Source organism: Pontibacter vulgaris, from assembly GCF_022758145.1.
GTDB lineage: Bacteria > Bacteroidota > Bacteroidia > Cytophagales > Hymenobacteraceae > Pontibacter > Pontibacter vulgaris.
In genome coordinates, this window is record NZ_JAJVDH010000003.1 from 332311 (window position 1) to 346401 (window position 14091).

Sequence of the window (14091 nt, forward strand, 5' to 3'; positions counted from 1 at the left end):
TTAGTCATTTAAAAACTTTCTGATAACTTTCCTATAATTTTAACAACACACCAAAGTATAATGCCCCTTAAAAGCGAAATCTTACACAAGTATAAATGGCCTGCCAGCCTGCTATTCTGGCTTTTTGTGGGAATTCTGTATGTTTTATACACTACGCTGCTGGACCTGCATGCGTCAACTCCTCCCGTTGTATGGTATCAGCATAGCAGCTATAAAATTGCCGTTCACATTGTCTGGGGTGTTATAACGGTACCTTACCTGCAATTGCTTAACAAAGCGGGGGCGCCAAATAAGTGGGTTAAATACATTTTATTAACTATTGCTGCCGCCGCCATTCATGCTTCTGTAAGTGTAATAAGCTATGGGTTACTGGCATCCATCATATCTTTTGATACCACATTTGAGGCAGGGCGCTACTGGGATGGTGGATTCTACCATTTCTCCAGACTGTTCTTTATCAGCTGGCTTACAACAATCGTCATCTTTATAGCCTGGCTTGGCTGGGAAAACCTTCAGGCAAATCAAAGACAGGCCAAGCTTAATGCCGAACTGCAGTCGCAACTGGTACAAACCCAATTGCAGATGCTGCGCATGCAGCTAAACCCTCACTTTATCTTCAACACATTTAATACCATTTCAATGATGGTGCGGGCCAATAAAAACGAAGAAGCAACCGACATGCTGGCAAAACTGGCCGAGCTGCTGCGCATCAGCCTTTATAAAAATGAAAAGCAACTAATTCCCCTGCACACAGAACTGGAGTATTGCCGCCACTACCTAGACATTGAACTGGTTCGGTTTAAAGACAGGTTAAAAGTTGAATTTGATGTGCAGCCGGAAACCGAAAAGATACTGGTGCCCGGTATGATTTTACAGCCTCTGCTGGAGAACGCATTTAAACATGGCCTGATGAATTCCTTAGACTCTTCTCCTATTCTTAGGATTGAAAGCCATCAGCTGGAAAATGATTTAATCATCAGCATTAAAAATACCGGTAAATTAGATACTACAGAGTTTAACGGAAATGGCATTGGGTTACAGAATGTACGGGAACGCTTAAAACTACATTACGGCGATAAAGCACATTTTGCCTTAGAGCAGCAAAATGGTTTGGTGTTGGCAAGTATAAGTATAGCCTCATGAGCAAGTATAAAACCATAGTTGTTGACGATGAGCCGGCTGCTCGCGAAGGTTTGGCTGTACTACTACAAGCAGATGCTGAGGTAGAGGTGATCGGTATCTGCGCAAACGCTTTAGAAGCCATAGATCTGATGCAGCACACGACACCCGATATACTTTTCCTGGATATCCAGATGCCTGAAGTTAATGGCTTTGAACTGCTTCGGTCACTCTCTGTGACTCCTCCTGCCGTAGCTTTTGTTACCGCTTACGATCAATATGCCATTGCAGCTTTTGAGCACCACGCGATAGACTACCTTCTAAAGCCATTCACGAACGATCGCTTCCGCAACTGCCTTGCCAAGTGCAAAAGTGTAGTAGAGCAAAAGAACCAGGGAGACCTAAGCGAAAAAATCCGGCAATTGCTGCAGGAGCAGACAACGCAGAAAGAAGAAAAACTGATTAGTCCGGTTACGTCCATTAATGCCCTGAACAAGCTAAGTATAAAAGCCAACGGCAAGATCCTTCTCCTGGACCTAAACGACATCTGGTACTTTGAGGCGGAAGACTATTATGTAAACATCCACTATAAATCACAGCGCATTCTTATCCGGGACAGCATTAAAAACCTGGAGCAGCTGCTGGCAGAAAAGCAGTTTTGCAGAATTCATAAATCGTCGCTGGTGAATCTGCAAAAGGTAACGGAACTGGAAAACCACTTCAACGGCGGCTTAATTATGAAACTGCAGAACAACACGGAGCTTAAAGTAAGCAAGAACCACAAACAAGCGCTCCTGGAGCGTTTTGGGCTAGGATAGCCAGTATGTGATGGAATGAGCCTGTGTACTTATTCCATAGTGATCTGGAAAGCAGGAACCTTATTGAAAGCTGCAGCAAAGGCAGGGCTACTCACCGCTAGGGCTGTACATCATAGGTTGTTGGTGAGACCTCCAGTAGCGAACTGATAAATCTCTTTTATACTTCCCTTAACTTCCCTTTCGTCTCTCCCAGGTTCCGGCCCCATTTGGCAATAGCATCCAGCACAGGCACCAGCGACTTTCCGAAATCAGTCAGCGAATACTCTACCCGCAAGGGCACTTCGGGGTAAACATCACGTTTTACAAGGCCATCTTCTTCCAGCGCTTTCAGCTGCAGGCTCAGCATTTTTTCAGTGATGTCCGGGATCTGTTTCTTCAGCTCGCCAAACCGGAGCGTCTTGTTGCGCAGGTACCATAAAACTACGGTCTTCCATTTACCACCTATAAAATGCATGGTCACATCCATGGCGCAATGGAAAGTTTTATCATTCAAATCAAACACGTATTCCTTGTCCTTGATAATCATAAGCCGTTTAATAAAATAATTTCATACTGTCAGGTTTGACAGTTATTGCAAAGGTAAGTAGCTATACTTAATTTTGCTACTATACTTTTTACACTAACTATAAATCAATATATTAAGATGAAAAAGATAGCAGTTTTGGGCACGGGCATGGTAGGCAACACCATCGGCACCAAATTAATAAACCTGGGTTACGAAGTTAAAATGGGCAGCAGAACAGCCAACAATGAGAAAGCACTGGCTTGGGTAAATGCAAATGGCGCCAATGCTTCCGCGGGCACTTTTACCGATGCAGCGGCCTTTGGCGAGATTATTTTTAACTGCACAAAAGGCGACGCCTCACTGAATGTTTTTAAAATGGCTGGCATAGAAAACTTCAATGGTAAAACCATTATCGACATTGCCAACCCGCTGGATTTCTCCCACGGCATGCCCCCATCCCTTATTCCTTCTTTATCCAACACTAATTCACTTGGCGAGGAAATACAGAAGCTGCTACCGGAAGCCAACGTGGTAAAAACCCTCAACATCGTGAACTGCGAGGTAATGGTGGATGCCAAAAAGAGCGGTGGAGACCCGACCATGTTCGTGAGCGGAAATAATGCCGAAGCAAAAGAAGAAGCAAAGGAAATTTTAAAGCAGTTTAACTGGACAGATATTATTGACCTGGGCGATATTACCACTGCCCGTGGCACTGAAATGTTACTGCCTATCTGGCTCAGAACCTGGATGGCAACAGGAAATGGTTACTTTGCATTTAAGATTGTGCAATAGTTCTTTCAGTACACATTAGAAAACCTGCGGAAAGTAATTTCCGCAGGTTTTTGGTGTTTGAAGAAAAATTAAATCGCCGTAAAACGTAAGTAAATTGGCCCGGAAAGTATAACTGAACAGACCTACATTCGCCTGAAAATGAAACAAACTGATAATAAAACAGAAAAACGGCCCGAAGAAATTACCGCTGCTTTTTATGCCGAACTCGATAAGCACCTAACTGAATTAGAAGCCGGGCAAGCTGAGAGCACTTTTAAAATAAATGACCTGGCCGGTTTACTGCACGTTCATCCCACACACCTGAGCAACACCCTGAAAGCGGTAACCGGGTTTTCGCCCTGCGATATTTATGAAAACAAGCTGATGGATATCGCCCGCAGGCTGCTAACTGAAACCAATAAACCGGTAGCTGAAATTGCCCGCCAGCTTACCTACGATCCTTCTAATTTCTCGAAGTTTTTTAAGCACTTTCAGGGGCAAACGCCTAAGCAATTCCGGGATACATTCGCAGTGGAAATCAAAACACCCAGACCCGAAAAAAACTGAAGTTCTCACCATAATACCCAGGCAACCAGCCCCGAAATTTGTAGCGTAAACTTTTAAGAAATTTGAAATGGAACAGAATAAAATAGCTTTAATAACAGGCGGCAGCCGTGGCTTGGGTAAAAATGCAGCCTTGCGCCTTGCTCAAAAAGGTGTAGACGTTATCATTACATACCTTACACAGAAGGATGAAGCTGCAAAGGTTGTTTCTGAGATCGAGGAATTAGGGCAAAAGGCAGTGGCTTTACAGTTGGATGTGGCTACTACAGGCTCATTTGATGCTTTCTTTCAGCGTGTAGCGCAGGCTTTGCAGGACAAATGGCAGACCGATAAGTTCGATTTCCTGATCAATAATGCAGGTATAGGCGCCACTATTCCGATAGAGCAGTCAACCGAAGAAGATTTTGATAATCTTATGAACATCCATTTTAAGGGTGTATACTTCCTCACGCAGAAAGCGCTGCCTTTGCTTAACGATGGTGGCCGTATCATTAATTTATCAACTGGCACTACCAGGTTCTGCGTGCCGGGCTATTCTATGTATGCATCCATGAAAGGTGCCATCGAAACCTTTACCAAGTACCTAGCAAAAGAACTCGGCCCGAGAGGTATAACGGCAAACGTACTGGCACCCGGCGCTATTGAAACAGACTTTAATAATGCCGCCATTCGTAACAACCCTCAGGTTAAAGGTTTCCTGGCATCCCAAACGGCACTTGGCAGAGTGGGCGAAGCCGAAGATATTGGTGGCATTATCGCCTTTTTATGCTCGGATGATGCCCGCTGGATAAATGCACAGCGCATTGAGGCTTCAGGTGGAATGTTTCTGTAAGTATAACTTCAGGTTATAATCAGCTGCTATACCAGGGATAGCGCAGATAATGTAAAGTATAAAAGCCCTGCAGATCAAAATCTGCAGGGCTTTTGTTTAACCACATAAACTGGCAGGAGCTTAATAAAATTACATTCTGTCAAATAAAGTAGTTCTTCTTACGCCATTTGTAGTAACCTCCGTTAACATCTGGCTACCACTGTTCTGGCAGGTAAAGGTTATAGAATAATTTCCTGTTGGTACGTTTGGCCGCCCCTGGTTTTTACCGCTGCAGATAACATCATCTGTTTTAGTGTAAGTATAAGAAATTGTATTCCCACTAACGGTATACCTGAAGTGGAACCTTAATGGGGTGCAAATGCCATTACAATCAGGGTTTTCTGCATAACCTTCGCCATTGCTGCCAAAGTAATAGATAAGCGTGCCGCCTCCATTACAGGTAGTTGTCCCCCATTTCCCTACAGGGCAGGAGCCTGAACCGGAACCGCCATCAGGACCAGCCGCTATCTTTTCAGCAATAATCATAAACTCTTCTTCAGCATCGCTAACGCAACCAAAGAAAGTTAATGTTAATAAAAGCGACAGCAGATAAAGTATAGACTTATTTCTCATTTCTAGATTAATTAAAAGCTTAAAGAAAGATTAGCACCCAGGGTACCATTGGAACTCGACATGATAAAGATATCCCAACCCAGGCGGAGCAAATAATCAGGTTGGCCTTCTTTTGATTTGGTAAGAGATTTTTGAGCAAAAAGACCTAAATGTGCTCCTCCGCTAAAGTTGCCTGCTGATTCTCCCGGATTAACCTGGTTGTTTTCATCGGCTGTGGCGCGGGTATAGCACATGCCGCCACCTGCAAGCCCCCCAAGTGTAACTATACTTTTTATTGATTTTTCTCTGAAAAGATAAGCCGTTACATAATGCCTGGAGCCGGTATATACTTCTGAACCTATCGTTTCGGAGTATCCAAAATAGTTGTTCGATGCCAGACCTATACCTTTGTCTGGTGCGCGGTGCTCTTTACCGGCTTTTGGGCGGAAGTGCTTTTCGTACATAAAACTGAAACCATACACCGGGGTATAAACAAACTCCGATACATCTTCAGTAGAAGATGTTATCTGTTTTGAGTAAATAAAGCCAATGAAAGCACGTGGCTTTATAACCGGCTGAACAGGAATACTATCCTGAGTAGCTATGGCCTGGCTGGCGTTTTTCAAATTAGCGAGTAAGGCAGTTGCCGTAATGGCAGGCGTATTTTTCTCTCCGCTGTATACTTCTTCCTTGCCGTTTGCATAAACAATCTTATTTACTTCAGACCTTTTAATGTTGTAAACAGGGCCATTCTGAAAATCGAATTGTTTATACTTGATTGTCTCATCAGATATTTCCAGCACGGTTGATTTTATCTCTGATTGGTCAGTTTTGATAATTATATCCTGGGCTTGAATTGATAATGTGGCCAGAAAAGCGAAAAACAGTAAGTAGAATTTTTTCATCATGCAGTATTAAATCAGGGTTTAGTATAGTATAAAGTGGTATTATGAAATCAAATGGAAAGGACAGCCCACTTAGGGCTAATCACTTTATATTAAGCGTTTTCGGAAGCAGAGGAAAGCCAAGCACACAGTAAGAGTCCAGGCATTAGTTTCGGAAGTATAGTTGATTAATGGACTTTATATAAACTGCGCTAAAACAGCTCTGCACCAGAAAAATCAACCATACAGTATTGATACTTCAATGGTAGATTAACACTATAAATTTGCATTCTGCAAAATAGGAACAGGCAAAAATAGATATTATACTATATATAATCCTATACCTACAAATAGGTATTTTATAGTTGAATTAAAATGATGAGAGGTCTTGTTAAAATCTATAAAAAAGGAGAAAAGTATAACTGGGAGGTGCTACACCCGCTCAATTATGATATACCGGGCAGAGTAACCGTTGCTCTTGTAGAGCACTTGTAAGGCTGTTATAAGTGATTGAGTTGCTGAGACCCGCGCATTTAGGCTGTAGATTGGCTCCAGGTAATTCTTGTATCCTTTACCGTTTATGCGTCCTACGTAGCTTCGGGCTTCTTCTTCCTGTACTTCAGTTAATCCTTTTGCCAGTACTACGCGCTGCATGTATGGCATAGCCGATTTCATACTTCGGTAGTTAGAAAAAGCGTAGAGGCGGTAATAAGAGCTCAGTTTAATAGAGTTCATACTTACAAATATAGTACGTACCGCTGGTAAGTATACCTGGTCTGGTATGTAAGTTCTGGCAAAACAGGCGTATGGGGCAGCTGTTTAAAGTTCTTCTAAGCCTGTAAACGTTGTGTTATTTCGTCAATAAGCTCATCGCTCCATTTGCCTGCCAGCATTTCGTATTCAGCTTGCTCCCAGCGCTGCATGTATTCTTTTTCGAGCCAGGTAGTATTTTTATCGGTGCCTATAGTATAGCTGCTGTATTCGAGTTTTAACAGTAAGTCTTTGGCAATGTCAAACGGTTCTACGCCGACTTTATTAAAGCCTTCCAGCCGCAGCCTGAGCCCCAGTTGTTGTATGTTGCCGTTTTCTATACTTATCTCCTTGTCCGGGTTGGCAGGGTCTTTGGTCCAGGTATCGAGCAGGCGCTCCAGCACAAAGTTTTCGAATAAAGGTAAGAGAGGTGCTAAGTTTTTATGAATGTGCTGCGCCAGCACGGGTAACACATCGTTATATAGTTGCTGAATTGCATTTTTGTCGCGCAGGTTGCGTTCTTCCATTTCTGATGCAGCATTGCTGGCTGCCTTTAAATTATTTGGTTAGCCAGGCTGTTGATTAAACCGGATTATTTGAGGTAAACTTTAAAAACAGAGCCTTTGCCCAGCTCGCTTTCAAATTCAATTTTGCCATCGCAGTTCTCAACTATACTTTTAACAATGGCCAAGCCTACTCCCGTACCTTCTACGTGGGCGTGCAGCCTTGTAAACATACCGAAAGCTTTTTCGTGGTCTTCTTTTTTGAGGCCAAGACCATTGTCACGCACGGTTAAAAGTGTGTAAACATCTTCAACGGATGCGGTGATCTCTATTTCAGGCTTACGGCCGGGAGCACTATACTTGATAGAATTGGAAACCAGGTTGTAAATAATGCTACGCAGGTTCTTTCTTGAGAAAATGATTTCCGGTGCCTGCGAAAAATCTGCCTTTATAGTTGCGTCGTAGCGTTTTATCAGGTCTTTGATATTCAGTTCAACGTCTTCCAGAATTTCCTCAAAGCTTACCGTGTCTTTTTCATGGCCTTCGTTATGCTGTACTTTAGCCACCTCAGTAAGATCAAGCAAGGTGTTTTTAAAACGGCTGATAGAGCCATTGATCATCCCGAGAATAGGTTCTACATCTTTCAGGTCGAGTTGCTTTTCCTGCAATGTTTCATGCAGCGCTACCATCAGGCCTTCTATGTTGTTTATAGGTGCTTTCAGGTCATGCGATGCCGTATACACAAAATTATCGAGGTCTTTATTAACGCGGGTGAGCTCTTTGGTTCGTTCCTTTACCCGTTCTTCCAGCTCTTGGTTAATTTCTAGGGTAAGCTTGTTTACTTTTTCCAGCTCTTTTTTCTGGAGATAAAAACGCACAAACGTGGATACCTTGGCTTTGGTAATGTAGGGGTGCAATGGCTTAAACAGGAAGTCAACGGCGCCAGCCTCAAAACCTTCGATAACGTGCGCATCCTGTTCGTTAATGGCCGTAACAAATATGATCGGAATATCCCGGGTTTTGGAAATATCGCGCAGGTAGCGGGCCACCTCGTACCCATTCATGCCGGGCATTTGCACATCCAGCAAAACCAGGGCAAGTTCTTCCTGCAGGGCAATCTTTAAAGCCTCTTCTCCTGAGTTGGCAAAAAGATACGTAATATTGTCAGCTTCCCCGGTCAGCAGGCTTTCCAGGCTCACCAGGTTTTCGACCTTGTCATCAACTAAAAGTATCTTTACCTGTTGCACTTCAGCCGCTAATGCAGGTGGGTTAAGGTGGTGGTCAATGATCATGTAAGGAAAGTAAAAATGCTTGTATTTGCTCTAAATTCAGTACACTGCAGCCGGGTATACTATGTATAGCTGCAAGCGGCATGGTATCTATTTCAGCTTCTTCAGGGTCCTGCACTATGGCTGTACCTCTTTTCTCAAAGATATACTTTAATCCTGAACTTCCGTCCTTGCTGGCGCCGCTTAACAAAATCCCTATTGTTCGGTCCTTAAATACTTCGGCAGCACTGGTAAATGTAACGTCTATAGATGGCCGGGAGTAATTTTCGAGTTCAGAATCATCCAACGAAAAAGTATGGTCTTTTTCTATCAGCACATGGTAATTGGCAGGCGCCAGGTATACGTAGCCCGGCAATAAGGCCTCCTTCTCCTCTATTTCCACAGCTTTTAAGGCCAGTCGCTTTCCAAAAACTTCCTGTAAGTTGCCTTCTGTGGTCCGGAGCCGGTGCAGCACCAGTATAATTGGAATGCTATAGTTTGCCGGTAGATTTTTAAGTATAGTAAGCGATGCCTGTATACCACCCCACGAGCCCCCTATTACTATTACGTTGGATGCTGCTGCCATCAGTTTGCTTTGCGGTAAATTCTGTTACTCTTATCCACCAGGTTATAGTTGCTGCTGATACCCGACATGGCCAGGGTTTCTTTTTTCCCAAGACCCAGGTACCCGAGGCTCACCATACTCTCATCAAACAACCTGAAAACACGCTCCTGCAATTCACGATTAAAGTATATGAGCACATTACGGCACAGGATCAGGTGAAACTCATTAAAGGACGAGTCGGTTGCCAGGTTATGCGGATAGATGACCACATTTTTAACCAGCGACGAGTCGAACTTGGCACTGCCGTAATTGCTCCGGTAATAGCTCGAAAACTCCTGCTTGCCGCCTGCTGCGTAATAACCCGAAGTATAAGCCGGCATGTTCGTAGCCGAAAATATACCTTCTTTCGCCTGCTTCAGCACCTTTTGGTTTATATCGGTAGCGTAAATTTTGGTACGGTCCAGCAGCCCTTCTTCTTTTAAAAGTATAGCCAGCGAAAAAAGCTCCTCGCCGGTAGAGCAACCAGCATCCCATATCTTTATAAACGGATACGTAGAAAGTATAGGCAACACATTGGTACGCAACGACAAAAAGAAGGTCGGGTCGCGAAACATTTCGGTTACATTCACTGTCACTTCCTGCAGGAAATTCTCAAAAAAGAAACTATCCGAAAACAGGCCTTTCCGCAGATCGTCTAAAGAGTTCAGGTGCTTTTGCGACAAAAACCTTTTTATCCTTCTGTACACAGAAGCACGCGCATAACCGCTGAAATCATAGCCATATTGCGCATGAATTTCCCGGATAAGCGCTTCAACGTCCTGCTCAAAAAGGGCATCGTTATTAAGCTTCATACAGCCAGACCCGCATTAACGTCAGTAATTTATCTGTATCTACTGGCTTAGGTATATAATCTGAGGCGCCGGCTTCTATGCACTTCTCTTTATCTTCTTTCATGGCTTTTGCGGTTAGAGCAATTATAGGCAGTTGCTTAAAACGAGCATTTTGCCTAATTCGTTTTGTTGCTTCTATACCATCCATTTCAGGCATCATCACATCCATCAGCACCATGTCTACCCCGTCTTCCGATTGCAGTTTTTCCAGGGCTTCTTTACCGTCGTAGGCAACTATTACCTCCATTCCATTCAGTTCGAGCAAACTACTCAGGGAATAAATATTGCGCACATCATCATCCACTACCAGTACTTTTTTATTTCGAAGTATTTCTTCCGGCACGTGCAGCTTCATCTTAAAATCGTTGCCGGCAGGTAGCTTCTGATTTACCTTATGCAGGAACAGTTGCACTTCATCCAGCAGGCGCAGGTACGAGTATTCATTTTTGATGATGATGGTATTGGCAAACTCCTTCAGGGCATTTTCCTCATCTTCGCTCAGGTCTTTACCGGAATAAATGATGATCGGAATATCTGCCAGGCCGGTCTGGGATTTGATCTTCTTCATCCAGTCGTAGCCTTTCATGCCCGGCAGGTTCAGGTCAAGTATAATGCAGTCTACTTTCTGCTTGGCCAGTATCTGTTCGGCTTCTTCAGCAGAGTATGCGGAAGTAGATTTCAGATTATGCGCCAGCAGTAACTCCGCCACTGCTTTGTTTTCTACTTCGTTGTCCTCTACAATCAGGATATTCTCGATCGAATTATCTGAGATTCCGGAGATGGACGTAAAGGCTTTGTTCAGCATCTCGAGTGTTACCGGCTTAGGCAGGTATTCTTCGTTCTCGGCATGCTCCCCGATCACTTCCTTATCGTAAGCCGACATGATGTGCACATTTGTATGGCGCAGTTCTTTGTCTTCCCTTATCTCTTTCAGAACATCCCAGCCTGTCGTATCCGGCAAGTGAATATCAAGTAGCATGGCATCCGGTTTTTCTTCCCGAGCCAGGCGCAGGCCATCTTTACCGGTATAAGCCTGGTGCACTTTAAAGTTTTTGGCCGCAGCAAAGTCAGCCAGAATATCACTGAAGCCTTTATCGTCTTCCACGATCAGCACTGTAATATCCTTTTTATCCTTTTGCTCCATCCTGTCAAAAACATGGCTCACTGTTTCTGCCTTGCTGATAGAAGTACCATTTACTGCTGCCTTAACCACAGGGGCTGCTTTCTTAACCTCTGCAAAAGGTACCCGTGGTAAGTATAGCGTAAAGGTGCTGCCTTTGCCGGCTTCGCTTTCAAGTATAATTTCTCCGCCAAGCAGGTTTGCCAGTTCTTTGCTGATGGTAAGGCCCAGGCCAGTACCGCCATACTTGCGGGTAGTAGATGTATCGGCTTGCTGGAATGCTTCAAAAACAACATCCAGCTTATCTTTTGGAATGCCGATGCCCGTATCGCGCACCGAGAATGCAATGATATCGGATTGTTCGCGCAGCTGCTCTGATTTAAATTTAGGCTTGCGCATTACCGGGTAAACAGAAAGTTCTACTTCGCCGCCTTCGTTGGTAAACTTAATAGCATTGCCTATAAAATTTTTCAGTATTTGCTCCAGCCTGAATCGGTCGGTAGTTATAGTATCCAGGCTACCTGCCGTAACGTGCTCACTGAAACGGATCTTCTTTTTAGATGCCAATTCACGGAACATAGGCTCCAGCGAAATATCTTCGAGCTTTATTTCATCGGTTTCCAGCCTGATCATACCTGACTCGATTTTAGACAGGTCCAGAATTTCATTGATCAGTTTGAGCAGGTCGTTACCGGAATTATGGATGATGTTGGCATGATCGATCTGCTTGGTAGATAATGTATTTTCTGTATTATCTGCCAGCAACCTCGAAAGTATAAGTATAGAGTTTAGCGGTGTGCGCAGCTCATGCGACATGTTTGCCAGGAAATCACTCTTATACTTACTAACCGCTTCTACCTGCTGTATTTTCAGCTCAATGGCTTCGCGGGCATCCTGCAGGGCCTTGTTTTTGCCATGCAATGTTTCGTACTGCTCTTCCAGTAACTGGGCTTTTTCTTCCAGCTCGGCATTTTTTTCCTGCAGTTCTTCCTGGTTTACACGCAACTCCTCTTCCGATGCTTTCAGCTCGGCGTTCAGCTGGCGTAATTCTTCCTGCTGCGTTTCCAGTTCTTCGGCCTGGTTCTGCGTTTCGTACAGTAATTCCTGGGTTTGCAGGTGGGCTTTCAACGTATAGATCAACACCGAAATGCGTTCTGAGGCAGAGTCGAGCAGGCGGCGTTTCACTTCGTTGTAAGGTTGCCGAGACGCAAGCTCCAGGGCTCCGACAATGGTATTGCCAAAGTATAGCGGTAAAATGATAACGGTAGCAGGCTCAATATCCGAAAGGCCTGTCCTGATGCGGAGATATTCATCCGGCACCTGCCCCAGTATCTTTACTTTTCTTTCGCTTACCGCCTCACCTACTTTTCCGGTGCCTATCTCGAAGACAGGTAGCTGTTCGCTGTTTTGCTGCAAACCATAACTGGCAGCCGGCTGTAGTTTGCCGCTATCGTTGTGCAGGTATAATACGCCTGCATCAGAATCGGTATAATTGCAAAGGTAGGATAGCGCATGCGCTGATACTTTTTCAAGGGAGTTCTCACCGCCAATCAGGTTGCTAAGTTCAGCCACACCTGTCAGTATCCAGTTACGGTTAGCATTTTCGGTAGTGAAGGTCTGAAGGTTATCCTTCATGTCTTTTATGGCATAGCTGAGCACATCTTCTTCGCTCTGCACTGCCACCTCCATATTATAGTTTCCTTTGCCTATCGCCTGGGCTACTTCAGAAAGCATAATCGTTTTATCGAGCACACCTCTGAAAGATTCTGCAACACTGCCTATTTCATCTTTACTGTCAATATCGATCTCAACATCAGTTGCTCCTAGTTTAATGCGGTCGGCAGCTGTTTTTAAGGTAGAAAGCGAACCGGAAATCAGGTTAATGATGTAGATAGAAAGTGTGCCTGTTAATATTAGAATCAGGGTAATCGCAATAATCAGTAAGGTCAGGTTTTGCTGCTTATGTCTTATCTCCTCATCTAACTGCTCCTTTATACGGTTTATCAGTTTACCTTCTGCAGATCTTAGCTCTTCTATACTTATAGTAAAAGTATTGAATGTGGTAGTCGGGTTGTATTTTGAAGTTTGGAGCTCCGGATTATTTTCAATTTCCTGCAGTATGCCGGCTACCTTATTATAGTTGCCCGATTGCAGGATTTGCTGCATTTCCCTCACCGACTCCGCATCAGAATACCGCATGAAATCATTCAAAGACCTGTTATAAAAGTCTAGCTGAGATTTGGCCTGAGCGAAATCGATTGCTGAAAATTCTCCTGACTGACTTACTCTCATCATCAGGCTTCGCAATCTGGCTAATTGTATCTTGGCCTCCGCCAGGTCTCTGAAACTAGCTAGTTGCCTGCTGATTTCAGCATTGCTTATACCTTCTGCATTAGCATCTAACTTATCCAGAAAAGTAAAGATCAGATTAGTGGAATATTGCCTGAACTCGGCTACGTCCAGCTTATTCTGATCCAGATCGTTGCGGTATTTTTTCAGGTTGTTTAATAAAGCCAGGTCAGGAAAAGGGCGCCCTGAACTAACAATAAAACCCTTGATCTCAGTTTCTGCCGCATCCGTTATACTTCTCAGCGCCTTGGCTTCTACCATAAATGCCGAATCACCGCCGGCAGCTGCCAGAATACGCGCCCGTTCCTTCTGAAAAGCGTGAATCAGGGTAGATAATTTTTCAGATTCTTCTAACTGAATGGCTTCCTGCTTCAGTTTATCGTTTTCTACTATCTCCGACCTGGTGGTTGTTAAAACAAAGTAGATGAGTGGAAATAAAAGCAGCGAAAGCAATAAGAATAGCTTATCTCTGATCTTTAAATTCTTAATGGTATTCATTTAGTAGGCTTAGGGTATGGGCTAATGGGAAATCAAAACGCAAATTATGAATTTATACTTAAAG

14 protein-coding genes are annotated in these 14091 nt (G+C 43.9%); 5 read left to right on the forward strand and 9 right to left on the reverse strand.

Annotation, left to right across the window (positions count from 1 at the left end; all coding sequences use genetic code 11):
• Window positions 1-60: 60 nt before the first annotated feature.
• Both LWP20_RS06820 and LWP20_RS06825 read left to right on the forward strand, forming a co-directional pair.
• Window positions 61-1143, forward strand: a complete 1083-nt coding sequence (locus LWP20_RS06820; protein WP_242927370.1) for a sensor histidine kinase — start codon at window positions 61-63, stop codon at window positions 1141-1143.
• Entirely contained in the window at window positions 1140-1937 is a 798-nt protein-coding gene (locus tag LWP20_RS06825; RefSeq protein ID WP_242927371.1) for a LytR/AlgR family response regulator transcription factor, read from the forward strand. The genes LWP20_RS06820 and LWP20_RS06825 overlap by 4 nt, the downstream gene beginning before the upstream one ends.
• Before the next feature lie 157 nt (window positions 1938-2094).
• On the opposite strand, the gene LWP20_RS06830 is transcribed toward LWP20_RS06825, so the two are convergent.
• Window positions 2095-2463 (reverse strand): winged helix-turn-helix transcriptional regulator, encoded by a 369-nt coding sequence (locus tag LWP20_RS06830; RefSeq protein WP_262914550.1) that lies wholly within the window; start codon window positions 2461-2463, stop codon window positions 2095-2097.
• Window positions 2464-2580: 117 nt separating this feature from the next.
• On the opposite strand from LWP20_RS06830, the gene LWP20_RS06835 reads away from it, so the two are divergent.
• The 3 genes from LWP20_RS06835 to LWP20_RS06845 all read left to right on the forward strand — a co-directional run bounded on the left by LWP20_RS06835 (window position 2581) and on the right by LWP20_RS06845 (window position 4609).
• The gene (locus LWP20_RS06835) at window positions 2581-3234 is read left to right on the forward strand and encodes an NADPH-dependent F420 reductase (protein WP_242927372.1); all 654 of its coding nucleotides are present in this window, start codon (window positions 2581-2583) and stop codon (window positions 3232-3234) included.
• A gap of 138 nt (window positions 3235-3372) precedes the next feature.
• A complete protein-coding gene (locus LWP20_RS06840) occupies window positions 3373-3780 on the forward strand; it encodes a helix-turn-helix domain-containing protein (RefSeq protein WP_242927373.1) in 408 nt (135 codons plus the stop codon).
• A gap of 67 nt (window positions 3781-3847) precedes the next feature.
• The gene (locus LWP20_RS06845; protein ID WP_242927374.1) at window positions 3848-4609 is read left to right on the forward strand and encodes an SDR family NAD(P)-dependent oxidoreductase; all 762 of its coding nucleotides are present in this window, start codon (window positions 3848-3850) and stop codon (window positions 4607-4609) included.
• A gap of 129 nt (window positions 4610-4738) precedes the next feature.
• On the opposite strand, the gene LWP20_RS06850 is transcribed toward LWP20_RS06845, so the two are convergent.
• The 8 genes from LWP20_RS06850 to LWP20_RS06885 all read right to left on the reverse strand — a co-directional run bounded on the left by LWP20_RS06850 (window position 4739) and on the right by LWP20_RS06885 (window position 14027).
• Window positions 4739-5221, reverse strand: coding sequence for a hypothetical protein (locus LWP20_RS06850; RefSeq protein ID WP_242927375.1), 483 nt, complete (start codon window positions 5219-5221; stop codon window positions 4739-4741).
• An 11-nt stretch (window positions 5222-5232) separates the two neighbouring features.
• Window positions 5233-6108, reverse strand: a complete 876-nt coding sequence (locus tag LWP20_RS06855) for a hypothetical protein (RefSeq protein ID WP_242927376.1) — start codon at window positions 6106-6108, stop codon at window positions 5233-5235.
• Window positions 6109-6516: 408 nt separating this feature from the next.
• Entirely contained in the window at window positions 6517-6819 is a 303-nt protein-coding gene (locus LWP20_RS06860) for a hypothetical protein (RefSeq protein WP_242927377.1), read from the reverse strand.
• A 95-nt stretch (window positions 6820-6914) separates the two neighbouring features.
• Window positions 6915-7361: a hypothetical protein gene (locus LWP20_RS06865; protein WP_242927378.1), complete on the reverse strand. Its 447-nt coding sequence runs from the start codon at window positions 7359-7361 to the stop codon at window positions 6915-6917.
• A gap of 65 nt (window positions 7362-7426) precedes the next feature.
• Window positions 7427-8629, reverse strand: a complete 1203-nt coding sequence (locus tag LWP20_RS06870; RefSeq protein ID WP_242927379.1) for a sensor histidine kinase — start codon at window positions 8627-8629, stop codon at window positions 7427-7429.
• Entirely contained in the window at window positions 8619-9191 is a 573-nt protein-coding gene (locus LWP20_RS06875) for a chemotaxis protein CheB (protein WP_242927380.1), read from the reverse strand. Before LWP20_RS06875 ends, LWP20_RS06870 begins: the two co-directional genes overlap by 11 nt.
• Entirely contained in the window at window positions 9191-10021 is an 831-nt protein-coding gene (locus LWP20_RS06880) for a CheR family methyltransferase (protein ID WP_242927381.1), read from the reverse strand. The genes LWP20_RS06875 and LWP20_RS06880 overlap by 1 nt, the downstream gene beginning before the upstream one ends.
• Window positions 10011-14027, reverse strand: a complete 4017-nt coding sequence (locus tag LWP20_RS06885; RefSeq protein WP_242927382.1) for a response regulator — start codon at window positions 14025-14027, stop codon at window positions 10011-10013. The genes LWP20_RS06880 and LWP20_RS06885 overlap by 11 nt, the downstream gene beginning before the upstream one ends.
• Between the last annotated feature and the right edge of the window lie 64 nt (window positions 14028-14091).

Bases quoted from the DNA above. Each gene is read 5' to 3' on its own strand.
- LWP20_RS06840 (WP_242927373.1), top strand. From the start codon at position 3,373: ATGAAACAAACTGATAATAAAACAGAAAAACGGCCCGAAGAAATTACC.
- LWP20_RS06875 (WP_242927380.1), bottom strand. From the start codon at position 9,191: ATGGCAGCAGCATCCAACGTAATAGTAATAGGGGGCTCGTGGGGTGGT.
- LWP20_RS06825 (WP_242927371.1), top strand. From the start codon at position 1,140: ATGAGCAAGTATAAAACCATAGTTGTTGACGATGAGCCGGCTGCTCGC.
- LWP20_RS06845 (WP_242927374.1), top strand. From the start codon at position 3,848: ATGGAACAGAATAAAATAGCTTTAATAACAGGCGGCAGCCGTGGCTTG.
- LWP20_RS06855 (WP_242927376.1), bottom strand. From the start codon at position 6,108: ATGATGAAAAAATTCTACTTACTGTTTTTCGCTTTTCTGGCCACATTA.
- LWP20_RS06880 (WP_242927381.1), bottom strand. From the start codon at position 10,021: ATGAAGCTTAATAACGATGCCCTTTTTGAGCAGGACGTTGAAGCGCTT.
- LWP20_RS06820 (WP_242927370.1), top strand. From the start codon at position 61: ATGCCCCTTAAAAGCGAAATCTTACACAAGTATAAATGGCCTGCCAGC.
- LWP20_RS06870 (WP_242927379.1), bottom strand. From the start codon at position 8,629: ATGATCATTGACCACCACCTTAACCCACCTGCATTAGCGGCTGAAGTG.
- LWP20_RS06885 (WP_242927382.1), bottom strand. From the start codon at position 14,027: ATGAATACCATTAAGAATTTAAAGATCAGAGATAAGCTATTCTTATTG.
- LWP20_RS06850 (WP_242927375.1), bottom strand. From the start codon at position 5,221: ATGAGAAATAAGTCTATACTTTATCTGCTGTCGCTTTTATTAACATTA.
- LWP20_RS06865 (WP_242927378.1), bottom strand. From the start codon at position 7,361: ATGGAAGAACGCAACCTGCGCGACAAAAATGCAATTCAGCAACTATAT.
- LWP20_RS06860 (WP_242927377.1), bottom strand. From the start codon at position 6,819: ATGAACTCTATTAAACTGAGCTCTTATTACCGCCTCTACGCTTTTTCT.
- LWP20_RS06830 (WP_262914550.1), bottom strand. From the start codon at position 2,463: ATGATTATCAAGGACAAGGAATACGTGTTTGATTTGAATGATAAAACT.
- LWP20_RS06835 (WP_242927372.1), top strand. From the start codon at position 2,581: ATGAAAAAGATAGCAGTTTTGGGCACGGGCATGGTAGGCAACACCATC.